The sequence below is a fragment of the Streptomyces sp. LS-MS-L19 genome (assembly GCF_058382285.1).
The window spans coordinates 5,952,675-5,979,209 of record NZ_JBYCLL010000001.1; the positions used below are offsets into that span (position 1 = coordinate 5,952,675).

Annotated in this window: 28 protein-coding genes and 4 tRNA genes; 24 read left to right on the forward strand and 8 right to left on the reverse strand. The window is 70.3% G+C overall.

Annotation, left to right across the window (positions count from 1 at the left end; translation table 11 throughout):
- Positions 1–64: 64 nt before the first annotated feature.
- The 8 genes from nuoK to AC2XR2_RS26635 all read left to right on the forward strand — a co-directional run bounded on the left by nuoK (position 65) and on the right by AC2XR2_RS26635 (position 9,074).
- On the forward strand, positions 65–472 hold the full coding sequence (nuoK, locus tag AC2XR2_RS26600) for an NADH-quinone oxidoreductase subunit NuoK (protein WP_381307757.1): 408 nt from the start codon (positions 65–67) through the stop codon (positions 470–472).
- Complete coding sequence (locus AC2XR2_RS26605) at positions 469–2,463, forward strand: NADH-quinone oxidoreductase subunit 5 family protein (protein WP_491516496.1); 1,995 nt, start codon at positions 469–471, stop codon at positions 2,461–2,463. The genes nuoK and AC2XR2_RS26605 overlap by 4 nt, the downstream gene beginning before the upstream one ends.
- 6 nt (positions 2,464–2,469) lie before the next feature.
- Positions 2,470–4,044 carry an NADH-quinone oxidoreductase subunit M gene (locus AC2XR2_RS26610; RefSeq protein ID WP_491516497.1) on the forward strand — a complete coding sequence of 525 codons (1,575 nt, stop codon included), beginning with the start codon at positions 2,470–2,472 and terminating at the stop codon, positions 4,042–4,044.
- 77 nt (positions 4,045–4,121) lie between these two features.
- A complete protein-coding gene (locus AC2XR2_RS26615) occupies positions 4,122–5,624 on the forward strand; it encodes an NADH-quinone oxidoreductase subunit N (RefSeq protein ID WP_491518506.1) in 1,503 nt (500 codons plus the stop codon).
- 269 nt (positions 5,625–5,893) lie between these two features.
- A complete protein-coding gene (gene htpX / locus AC2XR2_RS26620) occupies positions 5,894–6,757 on the forward strand; it encodes a zinc metalloprotease HtpX (RefSeq protein WP_330265037.1) in 864 nt (287 codons plus the stop codon).
- Positions 6,754–7,146, forward strand: a complete 393-nt coding sequence (locus AC2XR2_RS26625) for a YccF domain-containing protein (RefSeq protein WP_330265036.1) — start codon at positions 6,754–6,756, stop codon at positions 7,144–7,146. Before htpX ends, AC2XR2_RS26625 begins: the two co-directional genes overlap by 4 nt.
- Before the next feature lie 16 nt (positions 7,147–7,162).
- Positions 7,163–8,323: a barstar family protein gene (locus tag AC2XR2_RS26630; RefSeq protein ID WP_491516498.1), complete on the forward strand. Its 1,161-nt coding sequence runs from the start codon at positions 7,163–7,165 to the stop codon at positions 8,321–8,323.
- Positions 8,324–8,504: 181 nt separating this feature from the next.
- Entirely contained in the window at positions 8,505–9,074 is a 570-nt protein-coding gene (locus tag AC2XR2_RS26635; protein ID WP_491516499.1) for an SMI1/KNR4 family protein, read from the forward strand.
- 127 nt (positions 9,075–9,201) lie between these two features.
- Here AC2XR2_RS26635 and AC2XR2_RS26640 read toward each other — a convergent pair whose 3' ends face one another.
- Positions 9,202–10,455: an APC family permease gene (locus AC2XR2_RS26640; protein WP_491516500.1), complete on the reverse strand. Its 1,254-nt coding sequence runs from the start codon at positions 10,453–10,455 to the stop codon at positions 9,202–9,204.
- Positions 10,456–10,695: 240 nt separating this feature from the next.
- Between AC2XR2_RS26640 and AC2XR2_RS26645 the strand changes: the two genes are divergently transcribed.
- Complete coding sequence (locus AC2XR2_RS26645; RefSeq protein WP_330265032.1) at positions 10,696–10,962, forward strand: GlsB/YeaQ/YmgE family stress response membrane protein; 267 nt, start codon at positions 10,696–10,698, stop codon at positions 10,960–10,962.
- Between the two features lie 84 nt (positions 10,963–11,046).
- On the opposite strand, the gene AC2XR2_RS26650 is transcribed toward AC2XR2_RS26645, so the two are convergent.
- The gene (locus AC2XR2_RS26650) at positions 11,047–11,535 is read right to left on the reverse strand and encodes a YajQ family cyclic di-GMP-binding protein (protein ID WP_007384029.1); all 489 of its coding nucleotides are present in this window, start codon (positions 11,533–11,535) and stop codon (positions 11,047–11,049) included.
- A gap of 234 nt (positions 11,536–11,769) precedes the next feature.
- Between AC2XR2_RS26650 and AC2XR2_RS26655 the strand changes: the two genes are divergently transcribed.
- Positions 11,770–11,851: transfer RNA gene (locus AC2XR2_RS26655), tRNA-Tyr, on the forward strand.
- An 88-nt stretch (positions 11,852–11,939) separates the two neighbouring features.
- Here AC2XR2_RS26655 and AC2XR2_RS26660 read toward each other — a convergent pair.
- Complete coding sequence (locus tag AC2XR2_RS26660; protein ID WP_491516501.1) at positions 11,940–12,410, reverse strand: hypothetical protein; 471 nt, start codon at positions 12,408–12,410, stop codon at positions 11,940–11,942.
- A 258-nt stretch (positions 12,411–12,668) separates the two neighbouring features.
- On the opposite strand from AC2XR2_RS26660, the gene AC2XR2_RS26665 reads away from it, so the two are divergent.
- Positions 12,669–12,881: a hypothetical protein gene (locus AC2XR2_RS26665; RefSeq protein ID WP_330265030.1), complete on the forward strand. Its 213-nt coding sequence runs from the start codon at positions 12,669–12,671 to the stop codon at positions 12,879–12,881.
- A 149-nt stretch (positions 12,882–13,030) separates the two neighbouring features.
- On the opposite strand, the gene AC2XR2_RS26670 is transcribed toward AC2XR2_RS26665, so the two are convergent.
- The 3 genes from AC2XR2_RS26670 to AC2XR2_RS26680 form a co-directional block, all read right to left on the reverse strand.
- Positions 13,031–13,396 (reverse strand): nuclear transport factor 2 family protein, encoded by a 366-nt coding sequence (locus AC2XR2_RS26670; RefSeq protein ID WP_491516502.1) that lies wholly within the window; start codon positions 13,394–13,396, stop codon positions 13,031–13,033.
- A gap of 17 nt (positions 13,397–13,413) precedes the next feature.
- The gene (locus AC2XR2_RS26675; RefSeq protein ID WP_330265028.1) at positions 13,414–14,070 is read right to left on the reverse strand and encodes an NAD(P)H-binding protein; all 657 of its coding nucleotides are present in this window, start codon (positions 14,068–14,070) and stop codon (positions 13,414–13,416) included.
- Positions 14,071–14,261: 191 nt separating this feature from the next.
- Positions 14,262–15,533, reverse strand: a complete 1,272-nt coding sequence (locus AC2XR2_RS26680) for an amidohydrolase family protein (RefSeq protein WP_330265027.1) — start codon at positions 15,531–15,533, stop codon at positions 14,262–14,264.
- A gap of 262 nt (positions 15,534–15,795) precedes the next feature.
- On the opposite strand from AC2XR2_RS26680, the gene AC2XR2_RS26685 reads away from it, so the two are divergent.
- The 9 genes from AC2XR2_RS26685 (at position 15,796) to AC2XR2_RS26725 (ending at position 21,842) form a co-directional block, all read left to right on the forward strand.
- Positions 15,796–15,868: transfer RNA gene (locus AC2XR2_RS26685), tRNA-Thr, on the forward strand.
- 46 nt (positions 15,869–15,914) lie between these two features.
- Positions 15,915–15,987, forward strand: a tRNA-Met gene (locus tag AC2XR2_RS26690).
- Positions 15,988–16,076: 89 nt separating this feature from the next.
- Positions 16,077–16,241: a 50S ribosomal protein L33 gene (gene rpmG, locus AC2XR2_RS26695; RefSeq protein ID WP_003948671.1), complete on the forward strand. Its 165-nt coding sequence runs from the start codon at positions 16,077–16,079 to the stop codon at positions 16,239–16,241.
- Positions 16,242–16,343: 102 nt separating this feature from the next.
- Complete coding sequence (locus AC2XR2_RS26700) at positions 16,344–16,796, forward strand: MaoC family dehydratase N-terminal domain-containing protein (protein ID WP_330265026.1); 453 nt, start codon at positions 16,344–16,346, stop codon at positions 16,794–16,796.
- An 8-nt stretch (positions 16,797–16,804) separates the two neighbouring features.
- The gene (locus AC2XR2_RS26705; RefSeq protein ID WP_381307781.1) at positions 16,805–17,233 is read left to right on the forward strand and encodes a MaoC family dehydratase; all 429 of its coding nucleotides are present in this window, start codon (positions 16,805–16,807) and stop codon (positions 17,231–17,233) included.
- 111 nt (positions 17,234–17,344) lie between these two features.
- A complete protein-coding gene (locus tag AC2XR2_RS26710) occupies positions 17,345–17,914 on the forward strand; it encodes a TetR/AcrR family transcriptional regulator (protein ID WP_491516503.1) in 570 nt (189 codons plus the stop codon).
- Between the two features lie 79 nt (positions 17,915–17,993).
- Positions 17,994–19,451 (forward strand): MFS transporter, encoded by a 1,458-nt coding sequence (locus AC2XR2_RS26715; RefSeq protein ID WP_491516504.1) that lies wholly within the window; start codon positions 17,994–17,996, stop codon positions 19,449–19,451.
- Positions 19,452–20,013: 562 nt separating this feature from the next.
- Positions 20,014–21,069 carry a UDP-N-acetylmuramate dehydrogenase gene (locus AC2XR2_RS26720; RefSeq protein WP_491516505.1) on the forward strand — a complete coding sequence of 352 codons (1,056 nt, stop codon included), beginning with the start codon at positions 20,014–20,016 and terminating at the stop codon, positions 21,067–21,069.
- A gap of 104 nt (positions 21,070–21,173) precedes the next feature.
- Positions 21,174–21,842, forward strand: a complete 669-nt coding sequence (locus AC2XR2_RS26725) for a hypothetical protein (RefSeq protein ID WP_449352384.1) — start codon at positions 21,174–21,176, stop codon at positions 21,840–21,842.
- Here AC2XR2_RS26725 and AC2XR2_RS26730 read toward each other — a convergent pair.
- Positions 21,823–22,863 carry an adenosine deaminase gene (locus AC2XR2_RS26730; protein ID WP_381309022.1) on the reverse strand — a complete coding sequence of 347 codons (1,041 nt, stop codon included), beginning with the start codon at positions 22,861–22,863 and terminating at the stop codon, positions 21,823–21,825. The two genes, AC2XR2_RS26725 and AC2XR2_RS26730, sit on opposite strands and share 20 nt — an antisense overlap.
- Positions 22,864–22,976: 113 nt before the next feature.
- A complete protein-coding gene (locus AC2XR2_RS26735) occupies positions 22,977–24,203 on the reverse strand; it encodes a pyridoxal phosphate-dependent aminotransferase (RefSeq protein WP_449352383.1) in 1,227 nt (408 codons plus the stop codon).
- Between the two features lie 248 nt (positions 24,204–24,451).
- On the opposite strand from AC2XR2_RS26735, the gene AC2XR2_RS26740 reads away from it, so the two are divergent.
- From AC2XR2_RS26740 to rplK, 4 genes are all read left to right on the forward strand, one after another.
- Positions 24,452–24,524: transfer RNA gene (locus tag AC2XR2_RS26740), tRNA-Trp, on the forward strand.
- Positions 24,525–24,632: 108 nt separating this feature from the next.
- Positions 24,633–24,920 (forward strand): preprotein translocase subunit SecE, encoded by a 288-nt coding sequence (secE, locus tag AC2XR2_RS26745; protein WP_123762496.1) that lies wholly within the window; start codon positions 24,633–24,635, stop codon positions 24,918–24,920.
- Positions 24,921–25,000: 80 nt separating this feature from the next.
- Positions 25,001–25,861, forward strand: coding sequence for a transcription termination/antitermination protein NusG (nusG, locus tag AC2XR2_RS26750; protein WP_330265019.1), 861 nt, complete (start codon positions 25,001–25,003; stop codon positions 25,859–25,861).
- Positions 25,862–26,027: 166 nt separating this feature from the next.
- A complete protein-coding gene (rplK, locus tag AC2XR2_RS26755; RefSeq protein ID WP_030317334.1) occupies positions 26,028–26,462 on the forward strand; it encodes a 50S ribosomal protein L11 in 435 nt (144 codons plus the stop codon).
- The last annotated feature ends 73 nt before the right edge of the window (positions 26,463–26,535 follow it).

Genomic DNA, 26,535 nt, shown 5'->3' on the forward strand with positions numbered 1-26,535 from the left:
GCCCCGCGTCCACCACAACCGCGTCCCCCGAAACCGAGCCCGCCGACCAGGAAGGTGCCCGCTGATGCACCTCGCCTATCCCGCCGTGCTCTCCGCCCTCCTCTTCTGCACCGGTCTCTACGGGGTCCTCGCCCGCCGCAACGCCATCCTCGTCCTGATGTCGGTCGAGCTGATGCTCAACGCCGTCAACCTGAACCTGGTCGCCTTCGACGTCTGGCTGAGCAGGGCCGCCGAGGAGACCCTGCACTCCGGCCAGGCCCTGACCCTGTTCACCATCGCCATCGCCGCGGCCGAGATCGGCATCGGCCTCGCGATCGTCCTCGCCGTCCACCGCAACCGCGGCACCGCCGACATCGACAAGCTCCGCGACACCGCCGAGGGCCACGGCCCCGACGACTCCGACGACGACGCCCACACCGCCGAACAGACCGCGGAGACCGGGCGGACCGGGAAGGCTGAGGCCACCGCGTGACCACGACCACCCTCGCCGTCCTCGTCCCCCTCCTCCCCTTCCTGGGCGCCGCGGCCGGCCTGCTCCTGGGCCGCACCGCCCCCGGCTTCGTCCGCCCCCTCGCTGTCGTCCCGACGCTCGCCGCCCTCGCGCTCGCCGCGGTGGTCGCCGTACGTCAGGGCGGCGACCAGACGGTGAACGCGGCCATCGAACTCACCCCGACCGGCTCGGTCCCGATCGAACTCGCCCTGCACATCGACGGCTTCGCCGCCCTCGTCGCCGTCCTGGTCGCCTTCGTCGCCACCTGCGTGCAGATCTACTCGACGGGCTATCTGCGCGACGACCCGCGCTACCCCTCCTACGCCGCTCTCGTCTCCCTGTTCACCTCCGCGATGCTGCTCGTCGTCTACTCCGGCGACCTGATCGTGCTGCTGGTCGGCTGGGAGATCATGGGCATCTGCTCGTACTTCCTGGTCGGCCACTACTGGGAGACCCCGGAGGCCCGCGCCGCCTCCCTCAAGGCCTTCCTGGTGACCAAACTCGGTGACGTCCCCTTCCTGATCGGCCTGTTCGCGCTGGCCACCGACGCGGGGTCCTTCCGGATCACGAAAATCCTCGACGCCGTCGCGCACGGCGGACTCGACCACCCGACCCTGATCGCCCTGCTCCTCCTCGCGGGCGTGGCGGGCAAGTCGGCGCAGTTCCCGCTGCACACCTGGCTCCCCGACGCGATGGCGGGCCCCACGCCCGTCTCCGCGCTCATCCACGCCGCCACGATGGTCGCCGCCGGTGTCTACTTCATCGCCCGTCTCCTCCCGGTCTTCGAGGCCTCCCAGGCCGCGATGGTCGTCCTGGCCGTCATGGCCGCCGTCACGATGCTCGGCTCCGGTCTCGCCGCCCTCGCGCAGGACGACATCAAGCGCGTCCTCGCCTACTCGACGATCGGTCAGCTCGGCTACATGACCGGCGCCCTCTCCGTCGCCGACCGCGGCGCCGCCGTCTTCCACCTCCTGTCCCACGGCGCCTTCAAGGCGCTGCTGTTCCTCGCGGCCGGCGTGATCATCCACGCGGCCGGCACCAACTCACTGGCCGCCATGTCCCGTATGAAGGACCTGCGCGCCCGTATCCCCGACGCCTTCTGGACGATGACCGTGGCGCTCCTCGCGCTCGCCGCGATCCCGCCCTTCAGCGGCTTCTTCTCCAAGGAGTCCGTCCTCGGCGCCGCCGAGCACGTCGCCACCGGCCACACCGAGCACGCCCCCGGCGCCGCCGGCTGGATCACCCTGGTCGCCGGCCTCCTCACGGCCCTGCTCACCGCCGCGTACGCGACCCGCCTGTGGCTGCTGGCCTTCAACGGGCGAGGCGCCGAGGCCCCCGACCACGGCCGGCAGCCGCTGACGATGACCGTCGTGCTGTGGGTGCTCGCGGCCCCCTCCCTCGCCCTCGGCGCGTTCGCCTACCGCGTGCTGCCCGACTGGTTCGACGGACGCGACCTCACTCCGACCCTCACCACCTCCGTCCTCGGCACGGGCGTGGCCCTGATCGGCGGCCTGGTCACCTACGCCGCCTGGCGCCACACCGGCGCGGTCGCGGCCCGGGTCCCCCTGGGCGCGGTCGCCGCCCACCCCGAGGGCGACGCCGGACTGGTCGAGGCCGAGGCCATCGCCACCCACGAGCCCGCCTACGGAGACGTCGCCTACGCGCCCGACCCCGCCGACCCCGGACGGCTGCTGCTCGGCCCCTTGCACCGCCACGCGGCCGTCGGCTTCCACCTGGACGCCCTGTACACGGCCGTCTTCGTCCGCCCGGTCCAGGCCGGAGCCGCCCTGGTGCGGTTCCTGGACCGGGAGGTCGTCGAGACCTACGTACGCGGCGCGGGCGCGCTGCCCCGCTGGCTCGGCGTCGCCGTACGGCGAGCGCAGACCGGCAATCTCCAGACCTATGTGAGCGCGCTGCTCGCCGGCACCGTCGTCCTCGCGGTCGCCGTCGTCCTCGTCGCCACGGGAGCGTGAGCAGGCGTGATCGATATCAACGAGTCCGTGATGCAGTTCCTTCTGGCATTGATCGTGGCCGGACCGCTCCTCGGCGCCGTCACGGCCCTGCTGCCCGCCCCGCCCGGTCTGAAGGGGAAGTCGCCCGAGCAGGCAGTGCTGCGGCACGGCGTGACCGTCACCGGCGTGATCCTCATCGCCGCGATCGTCCTCGCGCTCGGCTTCGACCACGACCATCCGTCGAAGATGCAGGCCACGACCGACATCAGCTGGATCCCCGCACTCGACGTGCGCATCCACCTCGGCATCGACGGCATCTCCCTCCCCCTTCTGGTCCTGACCGCGCTGCTGACCTTCCTCTGCGCGCTCTACTCGTACTTCAAGATGCCGTCGGGCCCCTCCCCGAAGGCCTTCGTCGCGCTGCTGCTCGTCCTCGAGTCTGGCACCCTCGCGACCTTCGCCGTCCTCGATCTGCTGCTGTTCTTCCTGGCGTTCGAGATGGTGCTCATCCCGATGTACTTCCTCATCGCCCGCTGGGGCGGCGAGGACCGTCAGGCCGCCGCCTGGCGCTTCATCCTCTACACGCTGCTCGGCTCGGTCGTCATGCTGCTCGGCCTGCTCCTGATCGGGATCAAGGCGGGCACATTCGACATGGTGGCACTCGCCACTGACAACGGCCGGTCGCTGACCGCATCCGTGCAGGTCATCGCGGTTCTGGCGATCGGGATCGGGCTCGCGGTCAAGACCCCGATGTGGCCGTTGCACAGCTGGCTGCCCGACGCCCACACCGCCGCCCCGACCGTCGGCTCGGTCCTGCTGGCCGGCGTCCTGCTGAAGATGGGTACGTACGGGTTCGTCCGGATTCTGCTGCCGATCGCGCCCGACGGCTTCCGCAACTTCGCGCCCTACCTCGCCGCCTTCGCCGTCGTCGGGATCATCTACGGATCCCTGGCCTGCCTCGCCCTCGCCAAGCGGGGCGCGAAGGGCGACCTCAAGCGCCTCATCGCCTACTCCTCCGTCGGGCACATGGGCTTCGTCCTCCTCGGCATCGCCACCATGACCCCGACCGGCGTGAACGGCGCCCTGTTCGCCAACATCGCCCACGGACTCATCACCGGCCTGCTGTTCTTCCTGGTCGGCGCGCTGAAGGACCGTACGGGCACCACCGACCTGGACACCCTCGCCGAGGAGACCGGTGCCGCCCTGTACGGCAAGGCCCCCCGCCTCGGCGGCCTGCTGGCCTTCGGCGCCGTCGCCTCGCTCGGGCTGCCGGGTCTCGCCGGATTCTGGGGCGAGATGCTGGCCCTGTTCGGCGCCTTCAAACCCGCCGAGGACCTGAGCCGCCCCGCCTTCCTCACCTTCATGGCGATCGGCGCGTTCGGCACCCTCCTGACGGCCGCGTACATGCTCGTCGTCGTCCGCCGCGTCTGCATGGGCGCCGTACCTCAGGACGCCCCGCAACTGGCCGACGTCCACACGTACGAGTTCGCCGCCTGGACGCCGCTCGTCGCCCTCACCGTCGTAGCGGGCCTGTGGCCGAAGGCCCTCCTGGGCCTGACCGACCCGGCCGTGCAGCAGCTCCTCGCAGGAGGCAACCGATGAGCACCCTGGCCGCCGTGGCCCAGCCGTTGGCCTCAACGGCCCATCCACTGGCCTCTACGGCCGAGCCGCCGACCACGATGGCCGCGAACCTCGTCCAGTCGGTCGACTGGCTCGCCATCGCGCCACCCACCATCGCGGCGGTCGTCGGACTCGTCGTCCTGGTCGCCGACCTGTTCGTCGGCGACCAGAAGAAGGTCCTGCTCGGCTGGCTGTCGGTCGCGGGCCTCGCCGCCTCCGCACTCCTGTTGCTGCCCCTCCTGGACGGCGACCGCAGCACCTTCTGCCTGACCGGCGACACACGCGTGTGCAGCTATACGGCGGACCGCTTCACGCTCGTCATCCAGTTCCTCGTGCTGGGCGGCGCCCTCCTGGCGGCCCTCCTGTCCGTCACCACCCTGAAGGACGCCGACAAAAAGCTCCCCGAAGGCGAGTACTGGTTCCTGCTGCTCTCCTCCGCGGCCGGCGCCGCCCTCCTGCCCGCCTCCCGCGACCTGGCGACCCTGATCGTCGCCCTGGAGGTCGCCTCCCTGCCCGCCTTCGCGCTCGTCGGCATCCGGCACGGAGACAGGAAGTCCTCCGAAGCGGCCCTGAAGTTCTTCCTGTCCTCGGTCACCGCGACCGCGGTCAGCCTCATGGGCATCAGCTTCGTGTACGCCTCCACGGGCACCCTGTACCTCACCCAGGTCGCCGACCGCATCCAGCACGTCGACGGGCAGCTCCACACCCTCGCCCAGACCGGTGTTGTCCTCACCCTCGTCGGCTTCGCTTTCAAAACGGCCGCGGTGCCCTTCCATTTCTGGGTGCCCGACACCTATGTGGGCGCGCCCCTCCCGATCGCCGCCTACTTGTCGGTCGTCGGCAAGGCGGTCGGCTTCTCCGGGCTGATCCTCATCACCGTCGTCGCCCTGCCCTCCTACGCCGACGTCTGGGGCCCGGCGCTCGCCGCGCTGGCCGCCCTCACCATGACCGTCGGCAACCTCGGAGCCCTCCGACAGCAGGCCACACGCGCGTACAGCGCCGTACGACTGCTCGCCTGGTCCTCGGTCGGCCAGGCCGGCTACCTCCTCGTCCCGATCGCCGCGGCCGCGTACTCCGACGACGCCGAACGGTCAGTGGGGTCCACCGTCGCCTACGCCCTCATGTACGCCGCCGTGAACCTCGGTGCGTTCGCGGTAGCCGCACTGGTGGGCCGTACGCGGACCGCGAACCGCATCACCGACTACCGCGGCCTCTACGCGACCAACCCGATCGCAGCTCTCCTCCTGGCGTTCTTCCTGCTCTGCCTGGCCGGCCTGCCACCGGGCATCATCGGCCTGTTCGCCAAGGTCACCGTCTTCTCTGCGGCCGTCGACGCGGGACTGGGCTGGCTCGCCGTGGTCATGGCCGTCAACGTCGTGATCGCGCTGTTCTACTACCTGCAGTGGACGACCCTGCTGTTCCGGGCCCCCGAGGGCGAGCCCACGGCCCACCGCGTGCCCGCCTCCTTGACCGCAGCGCTCGCCCTGACCGGCGTCCTCGGTCTCGCCCTCTCCGGCGCACCTCAGTTGGTGCTGCGCTTCACCGACACGGGCCTCTTCTGAATCCGGCCCTCCTGCAGTCCACTCTTCTGAATCCGCCCTTCTGAAGCCGGCCGTCGTCCCTCCCGTGCCCGAGCCCGAACCGGCGACCTGAGCCGTCACCCGGACGGCCCACCTGGGCCTCCGCGCCCACCAGGGAACTCGTGGCCCTCGTCTGGCGTTGAGCAGAACGGGAGGGTCCACTGGACGTGACATCACGGACCGGTGGCTCGGAAGACATCGGAGACCAGCAAGCAAAGGGTTCCCCTGCTGCACCACTTGGAGGGCGTACCGTGCACCGCCGGCACAACGGGCTCAGGACCGCAGTCCTCCTCGGGGGACTGTCCGCACTCATCATCCTCATCGGCAGCTTCTTCGGCCGCATGGGGCTGGTCGTGGCCGTCCTGATCGCGCTGGGCACCAACGCGTACGCGTACTGGAACAGCGACAAGCTGGCTCTACGCGCGATGCGCGCCCGCCCGGTGAGCGAGTTCGAGGCGCCGGCCCTGTACCGCATGGTCCGCGAGCTTTCCACCCAGGCCCGCCAGCCCATGCCGCGCCTGTACATCTCACCGACCGAGGCACCCAACGCCTTCGCGACCGGCCGCAACCCGCGCAACGCCGCCGTGTGCTGCACCGACGGCATCCTGCGCATGCTGGACGAGCGCGAACTGCGCGGTGTCATCGGCCATGAGCTCAGCCATGTCTACAACCGAGACATCCTGATCTCGTCGGTCGCCGGCGCCCTCGCCTCCGTGATCATGTTCCTGGTCAACTTCGCCTGGCTGATCCCGATCGGCCGCTCCGACGACGATGACGGCCCGGGCCTCCTCGGCATGCTGCTGATCATGCTCCTCGGACCGCTGGCGGCCAGCCTGATCCAGATGGCCATCAGCCGCTCCAGGGAGTACGAGGCGGACGCGTCGGGCGCCCAGCTCACCGGCGACCCCCTCGCGCTCGCCAGCGCCCTGCGCAAGCTCGAAATGGGCACCAAGCAGCTGCCGTTGCCCCCGGAGCCGCGCATCGAGACCGCGAGCCACATGATGATCGCGAACCCGTTCCGCCCTGGCCAGGGACTGTCCAAGATGTTCTCGACGCACCCGCCGATGGCGGAGCGCATCGCCCGGCTCGAGAAGATGGCAGGTCGCCCCCAGTGAAAACCATCCTGAACGTCATTTGGCTCGTCCTGAGCGGCTTCTGGCTGTTCCTCGCATACCTGGCCGCGGGCGTGCTGCTCTGCATCACGATCATCGGCATCCCGTTCGGGATAGCCGCCTTCCGCATCGGCGTCTACGCCCTGTGGCCCTTCGGGTACACCACGATCGAGCGCCGGGACGCGGGCGCCCCCTCCTGCGTGGGCAACGTCCTGTGGCTGGTCCTCGCCGGATGGTGGCTGGCCCTGGGTCACATCGCCACCGGCCTCGTCCTCTGCCTGACGATCATCGGCATCCCGTTCGGCATCGCCAACTTCAAACTGATCCCCGTGTCCCTGTTCCCACTGGGCCGCGAGATCGTCCCTTCGGACGAGCCGTTCGCGACCCGCTGACGGGCGGGCCGGGGGAGTGGGGGCACCGAAGTACGTCCTGCTGTCGTACGACCGTGAGGCCGAGTTCGAGGGCGAGGAGGGCTACGAGGAGATCTGGGCCCTGTGCGAGGACGTCGCCGGCCTCTTCGCCGACCCGCCGCCTCCGGCCCGGGAGACGTACGAACTCCTGGGCTGCGCTCCCGAGGGCGCCCTTCGCAGGGCCCTCGCACACGCGCGCGCCACGGGCTCAGCACCCCTCGGCGAGCTGACCCTGGGGATCCTGGACAAGACCGGCGCGGCGGTCGGCGAGTGGTACCTGGAAGACGTCCGGGTGCTCGGCGACCGCTCCTCCGACCGCGACCTGACCCTCCGGGATGTCACGATCGAGGGCACCGAGCCCGAGAACACCCCGTACGACGACCCCACGTGCCCGCCCATGTCCCCGGGCTACCGGCTGGCGGGCCCGGAAGGCGCACCGTACGGAACGTGCCGCGCCCTGGCCCGGACGCACGAGCCGCCGGATGACCCCATGGAACCCCCGGCACGTCTGCTCGGCTGCACCCCGCGCGGCGCCCTGAAGGCCGCGTTGGACTCCGGGGAGGAGGACCTCGGCCATGCCAAGCTCCTGCGCGTCGACTCCTCCGGGCGCGCTGTGCAAGCCGCCGCCGAGGGCGAGTTGCGTGCCTGGATCCCCTCCGCTCGCGGACCCGGCACGGTCGACCTCACCCTGGACCTGTGGTCGGAACGGCCACCGCTCGCGGCACCGGAAGTGTGGGAGCAGTGGGACGAGGGCCGACCCGCCACCCCCAACCGCTGGGCGCGATGCGGTACCGAAGGCCGCCGTTTCTGGCTGAGGACGGCTCTCGACAACCATGAGCACGGCCGCCCGGACCGGCCGCCGGGCACCACCTACCACCTCGACGGCCGTCACATCACCGACCTGCCCGGCTTCTTCTGCGCCCTGGGCGAGACGGTCAACGGCCCCGGTGGTTACTTCGGCTGGGGCCTGGACGCCCTGAACGACTGTCTGCGAGGCCACTGGGGTGCGGCCCCGCCCTTCACCCTGGTCTGGCACGACTCCGAAGTCGCCCGCCGCTGTCTGGGCGTCACCCCGCACGCCGTCCGCCGACCGCCCGCGTTCGAGGAGCTCCTCGCCTTCCTCTCCGAGAGCGATCGGGTCGACGTCCGCCTCGCCTGAGCTGAGCCGCGGCCGAGCTGAGGCCGGCTGTGGTTGAGCCGAAGCCGAAGCCGAAGCCGAAGCCGAAGTCGGGGCCGGAGACGAAGCTGAAGACGAGGCCGAAGCCGCCCGAAGTTATCCACAGGCTGATGGTTGTCCACAGGCCTGCCCGACTGTCAGTGCCGCCCTGCATCATGAATGCATGACCGAGAGCGAGCAGTTGCTGGCACGGGTGGCGGACAAGGCCCGCAGCACCCGGCCATGGGGCTGGACTTCCCTCCCCGAACCGGTGGACGCGGCCACCCTCACCCGCGCCGAGGCCGCACTGGGCTTCCGCCTGCCCCCACTGCTCGCAGACCTCTACCTGCACGTAGGAGACGGCGGATTCGGCCCGGAGTACGGCCTGTTGCCCCTGCTCGACAGCCCTCCGGCCGGCGAGCCCGCAGCCGTCGTGCAGTACCTCGCCAACCGCAAGAGCGGCCGCAAGGACCCCGACTGGCCCTGGCCCGAAGGCGTCCTGCCGATATCCCACTGGGGCTGTGCGATGTACGCGTGCGTCGACTGCCACAGCCCGGTAGCCACCGTGCTGCTGTTCGAGCCCAATGGCGGTGACTGCGACCATTCCTGGTTCGTGGACAGCGTCACCCTCGCCGACTGGCTGCGAGCGTGGGTCGACGGCACGGGCTGGTACGAGGAGATGAACGAGGAGCTGGAGATGGCCCCGTGGGGGGAGTTCCGAATACGTGCGGCCCAGTCGGTCCAGGCGTTCTGACGCAGCGGACCCCGCAAGGGGTGGCGTGTACGTGTCTCGGGCGGCCTCAGCCGTAGGTCGCGCGGACCACCGCAGCTGACCTGCCCGGCGCACTGACCCGCACCGCCCTCACCGCACATCGCTCCCCTTACCGTGCCCCCCGCTCGCGTACGCCCTTCCGTACGCCGTACGCCACCGCCCCGACCCCCAGCACACCCGCCCCCACGACCACCGAAACCGCCGGCAGCGCGAACGCCAGCACCCCGCAACCGAGCAGACCCACCACCGGCACCACCCGCGCCGCCGGTCCCGAACGAAACGTCCAGGCCGACGCGTTGGCCACCGCGTAGTACGCCAGCACACCGAAGGAGGAGAACCCGATCGCGTCCCGCACGTCCACCGTCGCGGCGAGGACCGCGACCACCGCGCCCACGGCAGCCTCGGCCCGGTGAGGTACCTGGAAACGGGGGTGGACGGCGGACAGCACGCGGGGCAGATGCCCGTCCCGGGCCATGGCCAGCGTCGTCCGTGAGACGCCCAGGATCAGGGCGAGCAGCGAGCCGAGCGCGGCCACGGCGGCGCCGACCCGCACCACCGGCACGAGTCCCGGCACTCCGGCCGCCCGCACCGCCTCGGCCAGCGGCGCGTCCGCACGCCCCAGAGCATCGGCACCCAGCACGGAAAGGACAGCCACCGCCACCGCCGCGTACACGACCAGCGTGATGCCCAGGGCCAGGGGGATCGCGCGGGGGATGGTGCGCGCGGGATCCCGTACCTCCTCGCCGAGGGTCGCGATGCGGGCGTACCCCGCGAACGCGAAGAACAGCAGACCGGCCGCCTGCAGCACCCCGCCCGGGCCGCCGGAAGGCCCCACGTCCAGCCGCCCGGCGTCGGACGCGCCCGACCCCAGACACACGACCACGACGGAAGCGAGGACAGCGAGGACCACGGCCACGATCGCCCGGGTCAGCCAGGCGGACTTCTGGATGCCGCCGTAGTTCACCGCGGTCAGCGCCACCACGGCCGCGACGGCCACGGCATGGGCCTGCCCCGGCCAGACGTACGCCCCCACCGTCAAAGCCATCGCCGCACAGGAGGCCGTCTTCCCGACCACGAACGACCAGCCCGCGAGATAACCCCAGAACGGACCGAGCCGCTCCCGCCCGTACACGTACGTGCCGCCGGAGGCCGGGTACAGGGCGGCCAGCCGGGCCGAGGACGTGGCGTTGCAGTAGGCGACCACGGCGGCGATGGCGAGTCCGAGCAGCAGCCCGGACCCGGCAGCGTGTGCGGCCGGCCCCAGGGCGGCGAAGATCCCCGCCCCGATCATCGAACCGAGCCCGATGACGACGGCGTCGGCCACTCCCAGCGTGCGCCGCAGCTCGGCACCGGAATGAGTCATGAGCGGCACCCTACTGATCGGGTGCAACCGCGGAGTGCGGCCCTGACGTCCTCTTCGGCAACAGGACGCGAACACCCGCTCGACGAACACCGCATCGCGGGCCGCCCAGGCCAGGATGTGTTGGCAGGCCGCACGAGTACGCCGTACGACCCATGCGCACGAGGAACCGCACAGCCGGCCGGGACGAAGATCACAGCCCCCGGACAGTGCGGGCACAGCGCGGAAGGGCAGGTTCAGGGCATGAGCATCATCGGCTGGATCATCCTCGGGCTGTTGGCCGGAGCCATCGCCAAGTTCCTGCTGCCGGGCCGCGACCCGGGCGGCTTCATCGGGACGACCCTCATCGGCGTCGCGGGCGCGTTCATCGGCGGCTGGATATCGGCCCGTTGGCTGGACCATCCGATCAGCAAGAGCTTCTACGACGGGGCCACCTGGGCAGCCGCGATCGGCGGTTCGCTCGTGCTCCTGATCGCCTACCGTCTCCTGTTCGGCAACTCGCGCGACTGACATCCCCGAACCGCAGCCAGCAGGCGAGAAGGGTGGGCACCGGCCAGGTGCCCACCCTTCCTCGTGAAGCCGTGGATCAGCGGCTCACCGGTAGTTCACGAACTGGATCGCGAAGTCGAAGTCCTTGCCCTTCAGCAGGGCGATGACGGACTGAAGGTCGTCGCGGCTCTTCGAGCTGACCCGCAGCTCGTCGCCCTGTACCTGGGCCTTCACGCCCTTCGGACCCTCGTCACGGATGATCTTCGCGACCTTCTTCGCGTTGTCCTGGGAGATGCCCTCCTCGATCGACGCGAAGATCTTGTACTCCTTGCCGGAGAGCTGCGGCTCGCCCGCGTCGAGCGCCTTCAGCGAGATCCCGCGCTTGATCAGCTTGGACTGGAAGACGTCGAGGACGGCATTGACCCGGTCCTCGGAGTTCGCCTCCATCAGGATCTTGTCGCCGGACCACGAGATCGAGGCACCCACGCCCTTGAAGTCGTAGCGCTGGGAGATCTCCTTGGCGGCCTGGTTGAGGGCGTTGTCGACCTCCTGCCGCTCGACCTTCGAGACGATGTCGAAACTGGAGTCGGCCATGTCCTGTGGCTCCTTGTATCGGGGTGCGTTCGGCGTATGTACGGATGCGTATCGGCGTACGTGGGGGCGGGCGCCGAGCCCGGCGTGGACCCGGGCCGCATCCGCCCAAGCCTAGTCACCCCACGCCCCGCGGGCGCAGATCAATCGGGTGGCGAAGCACCCCTTGGCATCGGGTATTGTTTACGTCGTTGCCACGGAGCACCGCCGAAAGACGGTTCGAAGGGCAGCAACCCCGGCGGTGTGCCCGAGCGGCCAAAGGGAGCAGACTGTAAATCTGCCGGCTCAGCCTTCCCAGGTTCGAATCCTGGCGCCGCCACGCTGAGAAAAGAGACCCCCTCCGAACTGCGGGAACGCAGGGCGGAGGGGGTCTCTTCAGGTCCTGGGAGATGGGTCGGGGCGGTGGGTCAGGACACGTGTTCGTGTTCTTCGCGCAGGGCCGAGCGCATGTAGTGGAGGCGCTCCATGGTGCGGCGGCGCATCCACAGGATCCAGTAGCAGAAACCGGCCGTGCCGAGTGCGAAGACGAGCGGGAAGAGCACGGAACCGGTGGCCACACCGAGGGCGAGCAGCGCGGCCGCGATCAGGCCCATGAAACCCAGCCAGTACGGCAGCCAGCGACCACCGCGTTCGAGGCGCTCCAGCTGGTCGTCCACCAGCCTTCGCATGGCCGCCCGTTTCTCGGGATCGTCCGGCACTTCGCGATGCCGGATCCCGCGGCCGAGTTCGGCGAGTCCGCGTGAGTCGGTGCCTGTCGCCTTGCGGGCCCTGCGGCGCTGTACGGCCATGAACGCCACCGTGACGACCGTGTAGAGCGCCCCTCGGATCACCCACAGGACGGGGTCCCGGTCCCAGCGGATCAGAGCTGTGACACCCACGCACACAACGAAGAGCAAGACCGCCTGTGCGGTCAGACTGCGGTCGAGCCAGCGCTTTAAGGAGCGCACGGCACGTACCTCCTCGGAATCGACGGATACCGCTGTCGTTTCCGAATACCCCTTCGAGAGCGGCCTATTGGGGGTGAGGAAGGGGGAGGGGGCGGGCGACAGCGCCGGCCGAGGCTACGGCCACTCCGATCGGCCACCACCCACCCCTCAAGACGCACGGTTCCCGCCCGTCCGGGGCACACTGACCGCATGTCCAGTCGTCGCAGGCTCTGTCCCGAATGCCGTCGCGAGATCGCGGTCGTCGCCGGTCGCTTCGCCCGGCACGATCCGCCCGGAGCGCGCGAAAGAGGTCAGCTGGTCTCCTGCCCGGGATCCCGCAGACAGGCGGAACTCGGAGCGGCACAACCGTCGTTGGACGGGTACACGGTCCCGACCGTCCCCGGCCAACTCCCGCTCTTCTGACCTGCCGGGCGACCTACGACCCCTGTCCGGCCGGGCGACCTTCGATCCTGCACGCCGGGCGGCCTACGCTCCCCGCCCGGCTCCTGGCCCCATGCCCATGCCCCCATGCCCCTGGCCCCCTGGCCCCACGCCCCAGCGAGCCCAAGGCCCTACGCCCCCGCCCGCACCTCCATCCGCCCCACCAACCCGTCCGCCCCGAACCAGTACACGTGCTCGACCGTCTCCCCGGCCCACCGTTCGCCCGACGGCTCCCGCACCCCGAGCCGTACGGTCGCCACCGTCACCTCGGCGGATCCGCCCGGTCCGAGCCCCTCCAGTCGTACGAGAGGAGTGCCCGTCGCGAACTGCCGTGCCCAGTACGCCCGTACCGCCTCACGGCCGTGCAGCCGGCCACCGTCCAGCATGTTCGGCCAGTCCACGTCGGGGGCCAGGCAGTGTGGAAGGAACGTGTCCCGCTCGTCCGTCGCGAAGACCTCGTACATCCGCCGCAGCAGCGCCTCCCGCGCGGCCGGCACGCCCTCCGCGGCCACCCTCAGTTGCCCGCCACCGACTTGACCGCCACCGACACCGGCGTGGAACCGCTGATCAGCTCCAGCGTCAGCCCGGCGGTCGCGGGTGTGTCCAGCAACTCCGCGAGTACGGCGGCCACGTCGTCGCGCGGGACCGGACCCCGCCCGGTGTGCGCCTCCAGCCGTACGAGGCCGGTGCCGGCGTCGTCCGTGAGCGCGCCGGGACGCAACACCGTGCAGTCCAGGGCGTCCAGGCCGCTCACATAGGCGTCCGCCTCGCCCTTGGCGCGCAGGTACACGTCGAAGATGCCGTCGCCCTCGTGCCCCGGGTCCGCTCCCATGGACGAGACGATCACATAGCGCCGTACGCCCGCCCGGACCGCCGCGTCCGCGAACAGCACCGCCGCCGCCTTGTCCACCGTGTCCTTGCGGGCCGCGCCGCTGCCCGGGCCCGCGCCCGCCGCGAAGACCGCCGCGTCGGCGCCCCGCAGACAGTCCGCGACCTCCTCGACCGAGGCCGATTCCAGGTCCAGTACGACCGGTTCGGCGCCGGCGTCCCGAAGGTCGTCGCCCTGTTCGGCGCGGCGGATGATCCCCGCGACCTCGTCCCCGCGCGCGGCGAGCAGCCGCTCCAGCCGCAGCGCGATCTGACCATGTCCACCAGCGATGACAATGCGCATGCCTTCGACCGTACGCCCCAACAGCCGCATCCGCCTGTGCCGTCCGGCGGCAACGGCCCGCTCCGGACCACTGCGGCCAACCGGTCATGCACCACCCGGGCCCCCTCAAACAGCCGCCCCCGGCCCACACCCCCTCGCCTCCAGCACCCAGCCGCCGCGCCGCCCCCGCACCCCAGACACCTGCTCCGCCCCTACGACACCTCCCCCCGCCCCTGCCGAGGCAACCCCAACTCCGAGCTCGCGGAGTTGCAGTACTCGCGTACCGCGCTGGTCCGTGCCACCACGCGCCCCCCGTGCACCACGATCCGGCTGTACGCCAGGGAGAGTGCGCCGGCCAGGCGGTCGCCGCGCACCGCGAGCAGCTCGGCCGGGAAGCCCGCCTCCACGCGTACCTCGGGGAGCCCGAGGACGGCTCGCGCGGAGCCGCTCACCGTGTCGTAGGCGTCCTCGGGCCGCAGGCCGTACCGGGAGGCGAGCAGATACGCGGCCTCCAGGGGATCACCGCGCCCCACCGGATTCGAGACGTCCCGCAGCGCACCGCTCCCGGCCGCCACCCGGACCCCGGCCGCGCGCAGCAGCCGTACCGGAGCCGTGTCCCGTCCGTCGACGCCCCCGCAGCCGCCCTGCGGCAGGCACACCACCGCCACCCCGGCCGCCGCGAGCTGGTCGGCGGTCCGGGAGACCACCTCGGCGGGCAGCCGGTCGAGGCCCGCGCAGGGGCCGAGGGTCACGCCGGGGCGCAGTCCGCCGGCCATCGCGGCGAGGCGGGCGAGGCGGGCCGGGTCGGCGGCGTCGGTGTGCAGGTCCACGGGGCAGCCGTACTCCGAGGCCACCTCCAGGACCGCCTCCGCGTAACCCGTCGGATCGGGGTCGAGGTCCGGGCAGCCGCCCACCACCGAGGCGCCCATCTTCAGCGCGTCCCGCAGTATCGCGAGCCCCTCGGCCCCGGCGGCCCCGGTCAGCACCCGCGGCATCGCCACCGCCGTCAGCTCGGTGAGCCCGCGCAGCGAACGCCGTGCCTGGAGTACGGCGGCCAGCGCGCCGAGACCCTGGACGTCCCCCACGCGCACGTGTGCCCTGAGCGCGGTCGCGCCGTGCCCGAGCTGGAGGAGGGCGGCCTCGGTGGCCCGGCGCTGGACGTCGTGGGGGTCGTAGGAGAGCGGTCCCTCGACGTCGGCCGACAGCGCGGTGTCGGCGTGGGCGTGCGGCTCGGCCGGGGCCGGCAGCAAGAGGTAGCCGGCGAGGTCCACGCGTGCTCCACGCGCGCGTGGACCGCCCACGGCCAGGCTTCCGGCCGTACCGACCGCCTCGATGCGCCCGCCGCCAAGCCGTACGTCCACGGTCCGGCCGTCGGTGAGCCGCGCCCCGCACAACAGGAGGCCGGCCCCGTCCGGGCCGCCCGAGGACGAGGCACCCGACCAGGACGACGAGGAGTGGTGCGGCTGCGGCTGGCTGTCGGGCATCGCGCTCCAGGGGCTCGGGCTGCGCTGCCCGGAGCCGCCGAGCCGCCGGAACCGCGCAAGGGACGCAAGATCACGCAGAGTGAGTCGAGCCTAGGGTGGCCGCGCCGCCGTCACAGGGAGGAGCGCAATAGTCGTACCGGTGTGGTCCGCCGTACGGGAGAGGCTCCTGAGGGCTTCGGGAAGGCCGTGGATCAAGGCACCCGGGGCGCCACGAAACGGATTTGGGTGAACGGCTGCGGACCGTGTAATGTCTTCATCGCTCGCCCCAATAGCTCAGTCGGCAGAGCGTCTCCATGGTAAGGAGAAGGTCTACGGTTCGATTCCGTATTGGGGCTCTGGTGTGTGAGGTTCCCGTCGCGAGGCGGGAGCGGATCGCATCGTAGCGGTGTAGCTCAGTCGGTAGAGCAAGCGGCTCATAATCGCTGTGTCACCGGTTCAAGTCCGGTCACCGCTACTGACAGTAGCCGATTGCGGGGTCGGTCCTTCGATCGGCTACTCTTCTATGCGTTAAACCATCCCATCCGTTCGTCAAGGAGCACTCACGTGGCTGCCACCGACGTCCGCCCGAAGATCACGCTGGCCTGCGTGGAGTGCAAGGAGCGGAACTACATCACCAAGAAGAACCGGCGTAACAACCCGGACCGACTGGAGATGAAGAAGCACTGCCCGCGTTGCAACGCGCACACCGCGCACCGCGAAACGCGATAAATCAGGCTCGTACACGAGGCCGTCCCCGAGAGATCGGGGGCGGCCTCGCGTCGTTGAGGGACCCCGTACCGGCCAGTAGAGCAACCAGGAGGTGCCGAGCCCATGGCGCTCGACCAGTCCTTCGTGGGGCGGAGCTACCCGCCCACCGACCCCTATGAGGTGGGCCGGGAGAAGATCCGTGAGTTCGCCGAGGCGGTGGGGGACACCAACCCCGCGTACACGGACCCGGAAGCGGCCAAGGCGCTCGGCCACCCCGATGTGATCGCCCCGCCGACCTTCGTCTTCTCCATCACCTTCAGGGCGGCAGGCCAGGTGGTCCAGGACCCGCAGCTCGGCCTGGACTACAGCCGGGTGGTGCACGGCGACCAGAAGTTCGCCTACGTCCGCCCCGTGCGCGCCGGCGACCGGCTGACGGTCACCTCCACCATCGAGGCCATCAAGTCCCTGGCCGGCAACGACATCCTGGACATCCGCGGTGAGGTCCACGACGAGGCCGGCGAGCACGTCGTGACCGCCTGGACCAAGCTGGTCGCCCGCGCGGCCGAGGGGGCGTGACGAAGAACATGACGGCGAAGATCGCATACGGCGACGTCGAGGTCGGCACCGAGCTGCCCGCCCGGACCTTTCCCGTGACCCGCGCCACCCTCGTCCAGTACGCGGGCGCCTCCGGGGACTTCAACCCCATCCACTGGAACGAGAAGTTCGCCAAGGAGGTGGGCCTCCCGGACGTCATCGCGCACGGCATGTTCACCATGGCCGAGGCGATCCGCGTGGTGACCGACTGGACCGGCGACCCGGGTGCGGTCGTCGAGTACGGCGTCCGCTTCACCAAGCCCGTCGTCGTCCCGAACGACGACCAGGGCGCCACGATCGAGGTCAGCGCCAAGGTCGCCGCCAAGCTCGACGACAACACGGTCCGTGTGGACCTCACGGCGACCAGCGCCGGGCAGAAGGTCCTGGGGATGTCGCGAGCGGTCGTACGACTGGCCTGATGACCGTCTATAAGGGCCGATGTAAGGGGTGTCCTCCATGGTGGGGCGCCCCTTACATCCTCCGGCGATCCGCCCCTTGCGAAGTTAGTGATTGAGTACTAACTTACTTGCATGGCCAGGATGAGTGCAGAGGAGCGGCGCGAGAGCGTCATCCGCGCGGCGACGACCGAGTTCGCGCGCGGCGGCTACTACGGGACGTCGACCGAGGCCATCGCCAAGCGGGTCGGGGTGTCGCAGCCGTATCTCTTCCGGCTCTTCCCGGGCAAGAAGGCGATCTTCCTCGCGGCTGCGGAGGCCTGCGTGGAGGACACCATCCGTATCTTCCGGGAGGCCTCCGAAGGGCTGGAGGGCGAAGAGGCCCTGCACGCCATGGCGGACGCGTACACCAAGGTCATCGCGGTGCGGCCCGAGCTGCTGACGATGCAGATGCAGATGTACGCCGCGGTGGGCGCCGCCGAGCAGGAGGGCGACCACGAGTTCGGCGAGGCGGTGCGGGCCGGCTGGATGCGGCTGTGGGACACCGTCCACCTGCCGCTCGGCGCCGACGTCGGCGAGACGACGACCTTCCTGGCGTACGGAATGCTCATCAACTGCCTGGTGGCGATGGGCTTCCCGCCCCAGCACCGGGTCTGGGAGGGCCTCTACCCGTCGGCCCGGGTCAAGGGCCGACTGGAGCACTGAGCACCGGCAAGGCGTCATCGGCGCCTTTTCATGATCGAGAAACTTAGTAATCAATAACTAATCAAACGCTGGGGGAGCGATGCCACAGCAAGCGCAAGCCACACCGCCCGTACGCCGCGGGGGAGCCCTCTGGGCCCTCGTCATCACCAGCGTCGCCGGATTCATGGCGGCCCTCGACAACCTCGTCGTCACCACCGCCCTGCCCTCCATCCGCGAGGACCTCGGCGGAGCGCTGCACGACCTCGAATGGACCGTCAGCGCCTACACGCTCACCTTCGCCGTCCTGCTGATGACCGGCGCGGCGCTCGGCGACCGCTTCGGCCGCCGCCGGCTCTTCCTGACCGGCCTCACGATCTTCACCGGCGCCTCGGCCGCCGCGGCCCTGGCCCCCGGCATCGACTCCCTCATCGCCGCCCGCGCGGTCCAGGGCGTCGGCGCGGCGATCATGATGCCCCTCACGCTCACCCTCCTCACCGCGGCCGTCCCCGCCGCGAGGCGTGGAATGGCGTACGGCATCTGGGGCGCCGTCAACGGACTCGCGGTCGCCTCCGGACCGCTGATCGGCGGAAGCCTCACCGAGCACATCTCCTGGCAGTGGATCTTCTGGCTGAACGTCCCGCTCGGCGTCGCCCTGCTGCCGCTCGCCCGCCTCCGCCTCGCCGAGTCCCACGGCACCGGCGCGCGCCTCGACATCCCCGGCACGCTGCTCGCCAGCGGCGGTCTCTTCGGTGTCGTCTACGGCCTGGTCCGCGGCCCGTCCGACGGCTGGACCGACTCGCTGGTCCTGCTCGCCCTGTTCGCGGGCGGCGCGCTGCTCGCGGCCTTCGTCCTCTACAGCACGCGGGCCAAGAACCCCATGCTCCCCATGCGGCTGTTCCGCTCCCGGGCCTTCTCCGGCATCAACGCGGCCAGCCTTCTCATGTTCCTCGGCATGTTCGGCTCGATCTTCCTGCTCAGCCAGTACATGCAGGGCGTCCTCGGCTACTCGCCCACCGAGGCGGGGCTGCGGATGCTGCCGTGGACCGGCATGCCGATGCTCGTCGCGCCGATCGCCGGGATCCTCTCCGACCGTGTCGGTGGGCGTCCGGTCGTCGCCACGGGGCTGTTCTTCCAGGCGGCGGGTCTCGCGTACATGGCGTCCGTGGTCACCGTCGACGCGTCGTACGGCTCGCAGCTTCCGGGCCTGATCCTCAGCGGCATCGGCATGGCACTGTTCTTCGCCCCCGCGTCCAACCTGGTCATGTCGAGCGTGCGGCCGTCGGAGCAGGGCATTGCCTCCGGGGCGAACAATGCGCTGCGGGAGGTTGGTGGGGCGCTGGGGATCGCCGTGATGGCGTCGATCTTCTCGGCGCAGGGTGGTTACGAGAGCGGACAGTCCTTCGTGGACGGCTTGCAGCCGGCGCTGGTCACTGGAGCGGGGGTGGTGGCGGTGGCCGGGGTTGCGGCGCTGCTGATTCCTTCGCGGAAGCGGGTTGAGGGGGACGGGGTGCGGGGGGCTTCTGAGGGGGCTCGGGAGCTGGAGGTCGTGGCGGGTTGATCTTGTGACTCGGCGGTCCCGTCCGGGGGAGGCGGGGCCGTTTCGGGTGCCTACGGGGGTGGCGGGTTTCTGTTGCAGGGCGGCTGCGGGTGCGTCGTGGTCGGTCGCGCAGTTCCTCGCGCCCCCGCTGTGCTGGGCTTGGGCTGGGCGCCTACGGGGGTGCCGGGTCCGGTGATCGGGCGGGTGCGGGTGCGTTGTGGCTGGTCGCGCAGTTCCCCGCGCCCCTAAGGAGTTGCATTGACCTGCGCCACGACCGGGCCGTCAGCCGCCCGCGTCCGCCCCCACGGGCCGTTGGCCGCTGACGGTGTGAAGGGGACGGGGTGGGGGGTGTCCGCCCGCAGCGGCCGGCGTCAAGAACCGAGGACATCTCGAGGGACCGAGCCGCCGGACCGAGGACGGATACCCCCCACCCCGGCACCGACCCACCCACCGGACCGGACGCGCTACGCACGGCCCCACCGGACAGCAAGAGGCCGCCGCAGGCCCCTCAGGGGCGCGGGGAACTGCGCAAAACGCCCGCCCCACCCACCCGCACAAGAACCCCCGCCGTACCCTGTACCGCGTGCAGGAACGACACGACGCCCCCCTCGCCCCCCTCACCACCTTCCGTCTGGGCGGCCCCGCCACCCGCCTCGTCACCGCGACGACCGACGCCGAGGTGATCGACGTCGTCCGCGAGGCCGACCGCACCCGCACCCCCCTCCTCGTCATCGGCGGTGGGTCCAACCTCGTCATCGGGGACAAGGGATTCGAGGGCACCGCACTCGTCGTCGCCACCAAGGGCCTGCACCTCACCGGCACCCACCTCGAACTCGCCGCCGGCGAAGTATGGACCGACGCCGTCGCAGGCGCCGTCGACGCCGGGCTCGCCGGTATCGAGTGCCTCGCCGGCATCCCGGGCTCCGCCGGCGCGACCCCCATCCAGAACGTCGGCGCCTACGGCCAGGAAGTGTCCTCCACCATCACCGAGGTCATCGCCTACGACCGCCACACCGGCGAAACCGTCACCCTCAGCAACGACGACTGCGCCTTCTCCTACCGCCACAGCCGCTTCAAGCAGGACCCCACCCGCTACGTCGTCCTCCGCGCCCACTTCGAGCTGGAAGACGCAGACGGCCTCTCCGCGCCCGTCAAGTACGCCGAGACCGCCCGCACCCTCGGCGTCAAACCCGGCGACCGCGTCCCCCTCGCCCAGGCCCGCGAGACCGTGCTGAAGCTGCGTGCGGGCAAGGGCATGGTCCTGGACCCCGACGACCACGACACCTGGTCGGCCGGCTCCTTCTTCACCAACCCGATCCTCACGGACGCCCAGTTCGCCGAGTTCCACGCGCGCGTGAAGCAGCACCTCGGCGAGGACGCCGAACCCCCCGCCTTCCCCGCGGGCGACGGCCACACCAAGACCTCCGCGGCCTGGCTGATCGACAAGGCCGGCTTCACCAAGGGCTACGGCACCGGCCCCGCCCGCATCTCCACGAAGCACACCCTTGCCCTCACCAACCGGGGCGACGCCACCACCGAGGACCTCCTCGCCCTGGCCCGGGAGGTCGTGGCAGGCGTACGGGACACCTTCGGGATCACCCTGGTCAACGAGCCCGTGACGGTGGGCGTCAGCCTGTAAGGGAAGGGAAGGGAAGGGAAGGGAAGGGAAGGGCGAGGCGGAAACCCGGTTGTCGGTACCGCCCCCGACGACCACCCTGGACGCATGACGCCCAGGACCCCCGCATGCGGCTGAACCTCACCGAGTTCAGACCCCGCACCGGCCCCCGTGAACACCGGGTCGTCCAGCCCCGCCACACCCTGCGCCACACCTCGCTGACCGCCCCGGAACCCATCGGACTGCTCCTCGGCGACCACGACGGACTGAACCGGCTCGCGGGCCTGTTCTCCTTCGCCGCCTACTCACGCCACACCGTCGTCCACGTCCCGCTGCGGGACGGAATCCCGCCGGACGAGGGCTGGGGCGAGCGCGTCGACCTGGTCCTCGCGCACCACTCGTACGGGCTGCGCCCCAGCAAGTGGCCCGAGCTGCGGCGCGCGCTCAAGGCCGGCGCTCCCGTGACCGTACGCACGGACGAGGCACGTACCCAGAGAGACGCGAACGCTCTCCTACGACGACGAACGCGCGCCGACCACCGGGACGAACTGCGGCACGCCACGCACGCGCGTACCTTCTTCCTCTTCGGCAGCCGGGACACCTTCGCCGAGACGGCCGTGGGCTTCGCGTACGCGGCGGGCTGGGGACCGCGCCAGAAGCGTGTCGCCGAAGGCCACTCGGCCCTGATGACCGGAATCTGGCTGAAGGACGGCCTGGGTGGCGGGCACCCCTACGAGGTCCTCGTCTCCTTCAAGCCCTATCCGCCCTACGCCCACTTCAAGCGGCCGGGTGACTGAGCCAGTCGTCCACCCCCGACAGCAGCTTGGCCTTCACGTCCTCCGGTGCCGCCGAAGCCCGTACCGACTGCCGGGCCAGCTCCGCGAGTTCCGTGTCCGTGAAGCCGTGATACTGCCGGGCGATCTCGTACTGCGCGGCCAGCCGGGACCCGAAGAGGAGCGGGTCGTCCGCGCCCAGCGCCATCGGCACCCCGGCCTCGAACAGCTTGCGCAGCGGCACGTCCTCCGGCTTCTCGTAGACCCCGAGGGCCACGTTCGACGCCGGGCACACCTCGCACGTCACCTGACGGTCCGCCAGCCGCTTCAGCAGCCGCGGGTCGTCGGCCGCGCGGACCCCGTGCCCGATCCGGTTCGCGTCCAGGTCGTCGAGACAGTCCCGTACCGACGACGGTCCGGCCAGCTCGCCGCCGTGCGGCGCGGACAGCAGCCCGCCCTCGCGCGCGATGTGGAACGCCCGGTCGAAGTCCCGCGCCATTCCCCGGCGTTCGTCGTTCGAGAGTCCGAAGCCGACCACGCCCTTGTCCGCGTACCGCACCGCGAGCCGGGCCAGCGTGCGCGCGTCCAGCGGGTGCTTCATCCGGTTCGCGGCCACCAGCACCCGCATCCCGAGCCCGGTCTCCCGCGAGGTCGTCTCCACCGCGTCCAGGATGATCTCCAGCGCCGGGATCAGCCCGCCGAGCCGGGGCGCGTACGACGTCGGGTCGACCTGGATCTCCAGCCACCCGGACCCGTCGCGCACGTCCTCCTCCGCGGCCTCCCGCACCAGCCGCCGGATGTCCTCGGGCTCCCTGAGACACGAGCGGGCGGCGTCGTACAACCGCTGGAACCGGAACCAGCCCCGCTCGTCCGTGGCCCGCAGCCTCGGCGGCTCCCCGCTGGTCAGCGCGTCGACCAGCGCCTCGGGCAGTCGTACCCCGTACTTGTCGGCCAGTTCCAGAACCGTCCCCGGGCGCATCGAGCCGGTGAAGTGCAGGTGCAGATGGGCTTTCGGCAGCTCAGAGACATCACGTACACGCTCCATCCCAGGATCCTGCCGTACGCCACTGCCGTCCCGGTACCACTTTCCCCTTTAGTGGTCTTGCTCGCACAAAAAAGCACCCCCTCACGTGAGGGGGTGCTTCCGGTACGGCGACCTCAGTCCCGCGCCTCCGCCAGCAGCTTCTGGATCCGGCTGACGCCCTCGACGAGATCCTCGTCACCCAGCGCGTACGACAGCCGCAGGTAGCCCGGCGTACCGAAGGCCTCGCCCGGGACGACCGCGACCTCGGACTCCTCCAGGATCAGCGCGGCCAGCTCGACGGTGTCCTGCGGGCGCTTGCCGCGGATCTCCTTGCCGAGCAGCTCCTTGACCGACGGGTAGGCGTAGAAGGCGCCCTCTGGCTCCGGGCAGAGCACGCCGTCGATCTCGTTGAGCATCCGGACGATCGTCTTGCGACGGCGGTCGAAGGCCGTGCGCATCTCCGCCACCGCGTCGAGGTTCCCGGAGACCGCGGCGAGGGCCGCGACCTGGGCGACGTTCGACACGTTGGACGTGGCGTGCGACTGGAGGTTGGTCGCGGCCTTGACGACGTCCTTCGGGCCGATGATCCAGCCCACCCGCCAGCCCGTCATGGCGTACGTCTTCGCGACACCGTTGACCACGATGGTCTTGTCGGCGAGCTCGGGCACGACCACCGGCAGGGAGTGGAACTCGGCGTCGCCGTAGACCAGGTGCTCGTAGATCTCGTCGGTCAGGACCCACAGGCCCTTCTCGAGCGCCCAGCGGCCGATCTCCTCGATCTGTTCGCGGCTGTAGACCGCGCCGGTCGGGTTGGAGGGGGAGACGAACAGGACGACCTTGGTGTTCTCGGTGCGGGCCGCCTCCAGCTGCTCGACGGAGACCCGGTAGCCGGTCGTCTCGTCGGCGACCACCTCCACCGGGACACCGCCGGCCAGCCGGATCGACTCCGGGTAGGTCGTCCAGTACGGCGCCGGGACGATGACCTCGTCGCCCGGGTCGAGGATCGCGGCGAATGCCTCGTAGATCGCCTGCTTGCCGCCGTTGGTCACCAGGATCTGGGACGCGTCGACCTCGTAGCCGGAGTCGCGCAGCGTCTTCGCGGCGATCGCGGACTTCAGCTCGGGGAGGCCGCCGGCCGGCGTGTAGCGGTGGTACTTCGGGTTCGAGCAGGCCTCGACGGCGGCCTGGACGATGTAGTCCGGGGTCGGGAAGTCCGGCTCACCGGCGCCGAAGCCGATCACCGGACGCCCGGCGGCCTTGAGGGCCTTGGCCTTGGCGTCCACGGCGAGGGTGGCGGACTCGGAGATCGCGCCGACTCGGGCGGAGACCCGGCGCTCGGTGGGAGGGGTTGCAGCGCTCATGGGGCCCATCGTTCCAGACCGGAAACTCCCCCGGCACACGGGTTTCACAGACTGAACAACGGTTGAACAACCGTCCGGATTCGCACCGCACGCTGGGCGATCTTCCTTCCCCAAGGCCCCTACGGGCGCTTTCTGTTCGACGGGGGGCCGCGGACCACGTACACTCTCACCTCGTTGGCCTTCAGCAGCCGCCCCGTCAGGTGCACACCGAGCACCCGGTCGGATGCGGTACGTTGGGGGGCACACAAAGGGTCGTAGCTCAATTGGTAGAGCACCGGTCTCCAAAACCGGCGGTTGGGGGTTCAAGTCCCTCCGGCCCTGCTACACACCTCCCCGCCAGGATGTGTGCGCATGTACGTACAGCAATGCACCGCCGTGCGGCTCCGACCGGGCGCGGCACGGCCACGACCCGGGAACAGGTGAGGACGAATGGCGGACGCCGTGGGCTCCATCGATACGCCTGGCGCCCAGGATGAAGTGCCGGAGACCCAGAAGAAGACCCGCAAGGGCGGCAAGCGTGCCAAGAAGGGCCCGCTGAAGCGTCTGGCGACCTTCTACCGGCAGATCGTCGCAGAACTCCGCAAGGTCGTCTGGCCGACGCGGAACCAGCTGACGACGTACACGACCGTGGTGATCGTCTTCGTTCTCGTCATGATCGGTCTGGTGACCGTGATTGACTATGGACTCAACCACGCCGCCAAGTACGTATTCGGCTGAGCACAGAGCGAAGGGCGCCGAGGTTACCGGCGCCCCTTTTCGCATGTTCCACCCCTTGTATCCAGGAAGAAGCAGCCACCGTGTCTGACCAGAACCTGAACGACGCCATCGAGCCCGACGAGTCTGTCGACGACGAGCTCGACATCGTCGAGGGCGCGGACGAGGACCTGGACGAGGTCGAGGCTGCCGACGCCGAGGCGGGCGAGCCCGCGGAGGAAGCCGCTCTCCACACCGAGGACGAGTTCGGGGACGAGTCCGGCGGCGACGTCGAGGCCGTCGAGGACGAGGACGCCGAAGAGGTCGAGGAAGAGCCCGCCGAGCCGGTCGACCCCGTCGCCGCCCTGCGCGAGGAGCTGCGGACCCTGCCCGGCGAGTGGTACGTCATCCACACCTACGCCGGTTACGAGAACCGCGTGAAGACCAACCTCGAGCAGCGTGCCGTCTCGCTGAACGTCGAGGACTACATCTTCCAGGCCGAGGTGCCGCAGGAAGAGGTCGTCCAGATCAAGAACGGCGACCGCAAGACGATCCGTCAGAACAAGCTCCCCGGCTATGTGCTGGTGCGCATGGACCTGACGAACGAGTCCTGGGGCGTCGTCCGCAACACCCCCGGCGTGACCGGCTTCGTGGGTAACGCCTACGACCCGTACCCGCTGACCCTGGACGAGATCGTCAAGATGCTCGCCCCGGAGGCCGAGGAGAAGGCCGCCCGCGAGGCCGCCGAGGCCGAGGGCAAGCCGGCTCCGGCCCGCAAGGTCGAGGTCCAGGTCCTGGACTTCGAGGTCGGCGACTCGGTCACCGTCACCGACGGCCCCTTCGCCACCCTGCAGGCCACGATCAACGAGATCAACGCCGACTCCAAGAAGGTCAAGGGCCTGGTGGAGATCTTCGGCCGCGAGACCCCGGTCGAGCTGTCCTTCGACCAGATCCAGAAGAACTAGTTCTTCGCAGAAGGCTTCCGACCAGGTCAGGCGGGCTGCTCCTTAGCTCTCCTGACCTGCTCGGTTTTTGGCCGCGCATCTATACCCGCTATCGTTGTGCGGTATGCCTGCGTTCGGGTGGTCCCCGTTCACAGGCAGGACCCGAATCGAAAGGACCCGGAGAGCTATGCCTCCCAAGAAGAAGAAGGTCACGGGGCTCATCAAGCTCCAGATCCAGGCCGGTGCCGCCAACCCGGCTCCGCCGGTCGGCCCCGCGCTGGGTCAGCACGGCGTCAACATCATGGAGTTCTGCAAGGCGTACAACGCCGCGACCGAGTCGCAGCGTGGCTGGGTGATCCCGGTGGAGATCACGGTCTACGAGGACCGCTCCTTCACCTTCATCACCAAGACGCCGCCGGCCGCGAAGATGATCCTCAAGGCCGCGGGCATCGAGAAGGGCTCCGGCGAGCCGCACAAGACCAAGGTCGCCAAGATCACCGAGGCGCAGGTCCGCGAGATCGCCACCACCAAGCTCCCCGACCTCAACGCCAACGACCTGGACGCCGCGGCGAAGATCATCGCCGGCACCGCGCGTTCCATGGGCGTCACGGTCGAGGGCTGAGCCCCAACCCCCCGTACATCAAGCAGAAGTGGCAGGGCCGGCTCGGCCCGTACCACGACTCCTAAGAACACAC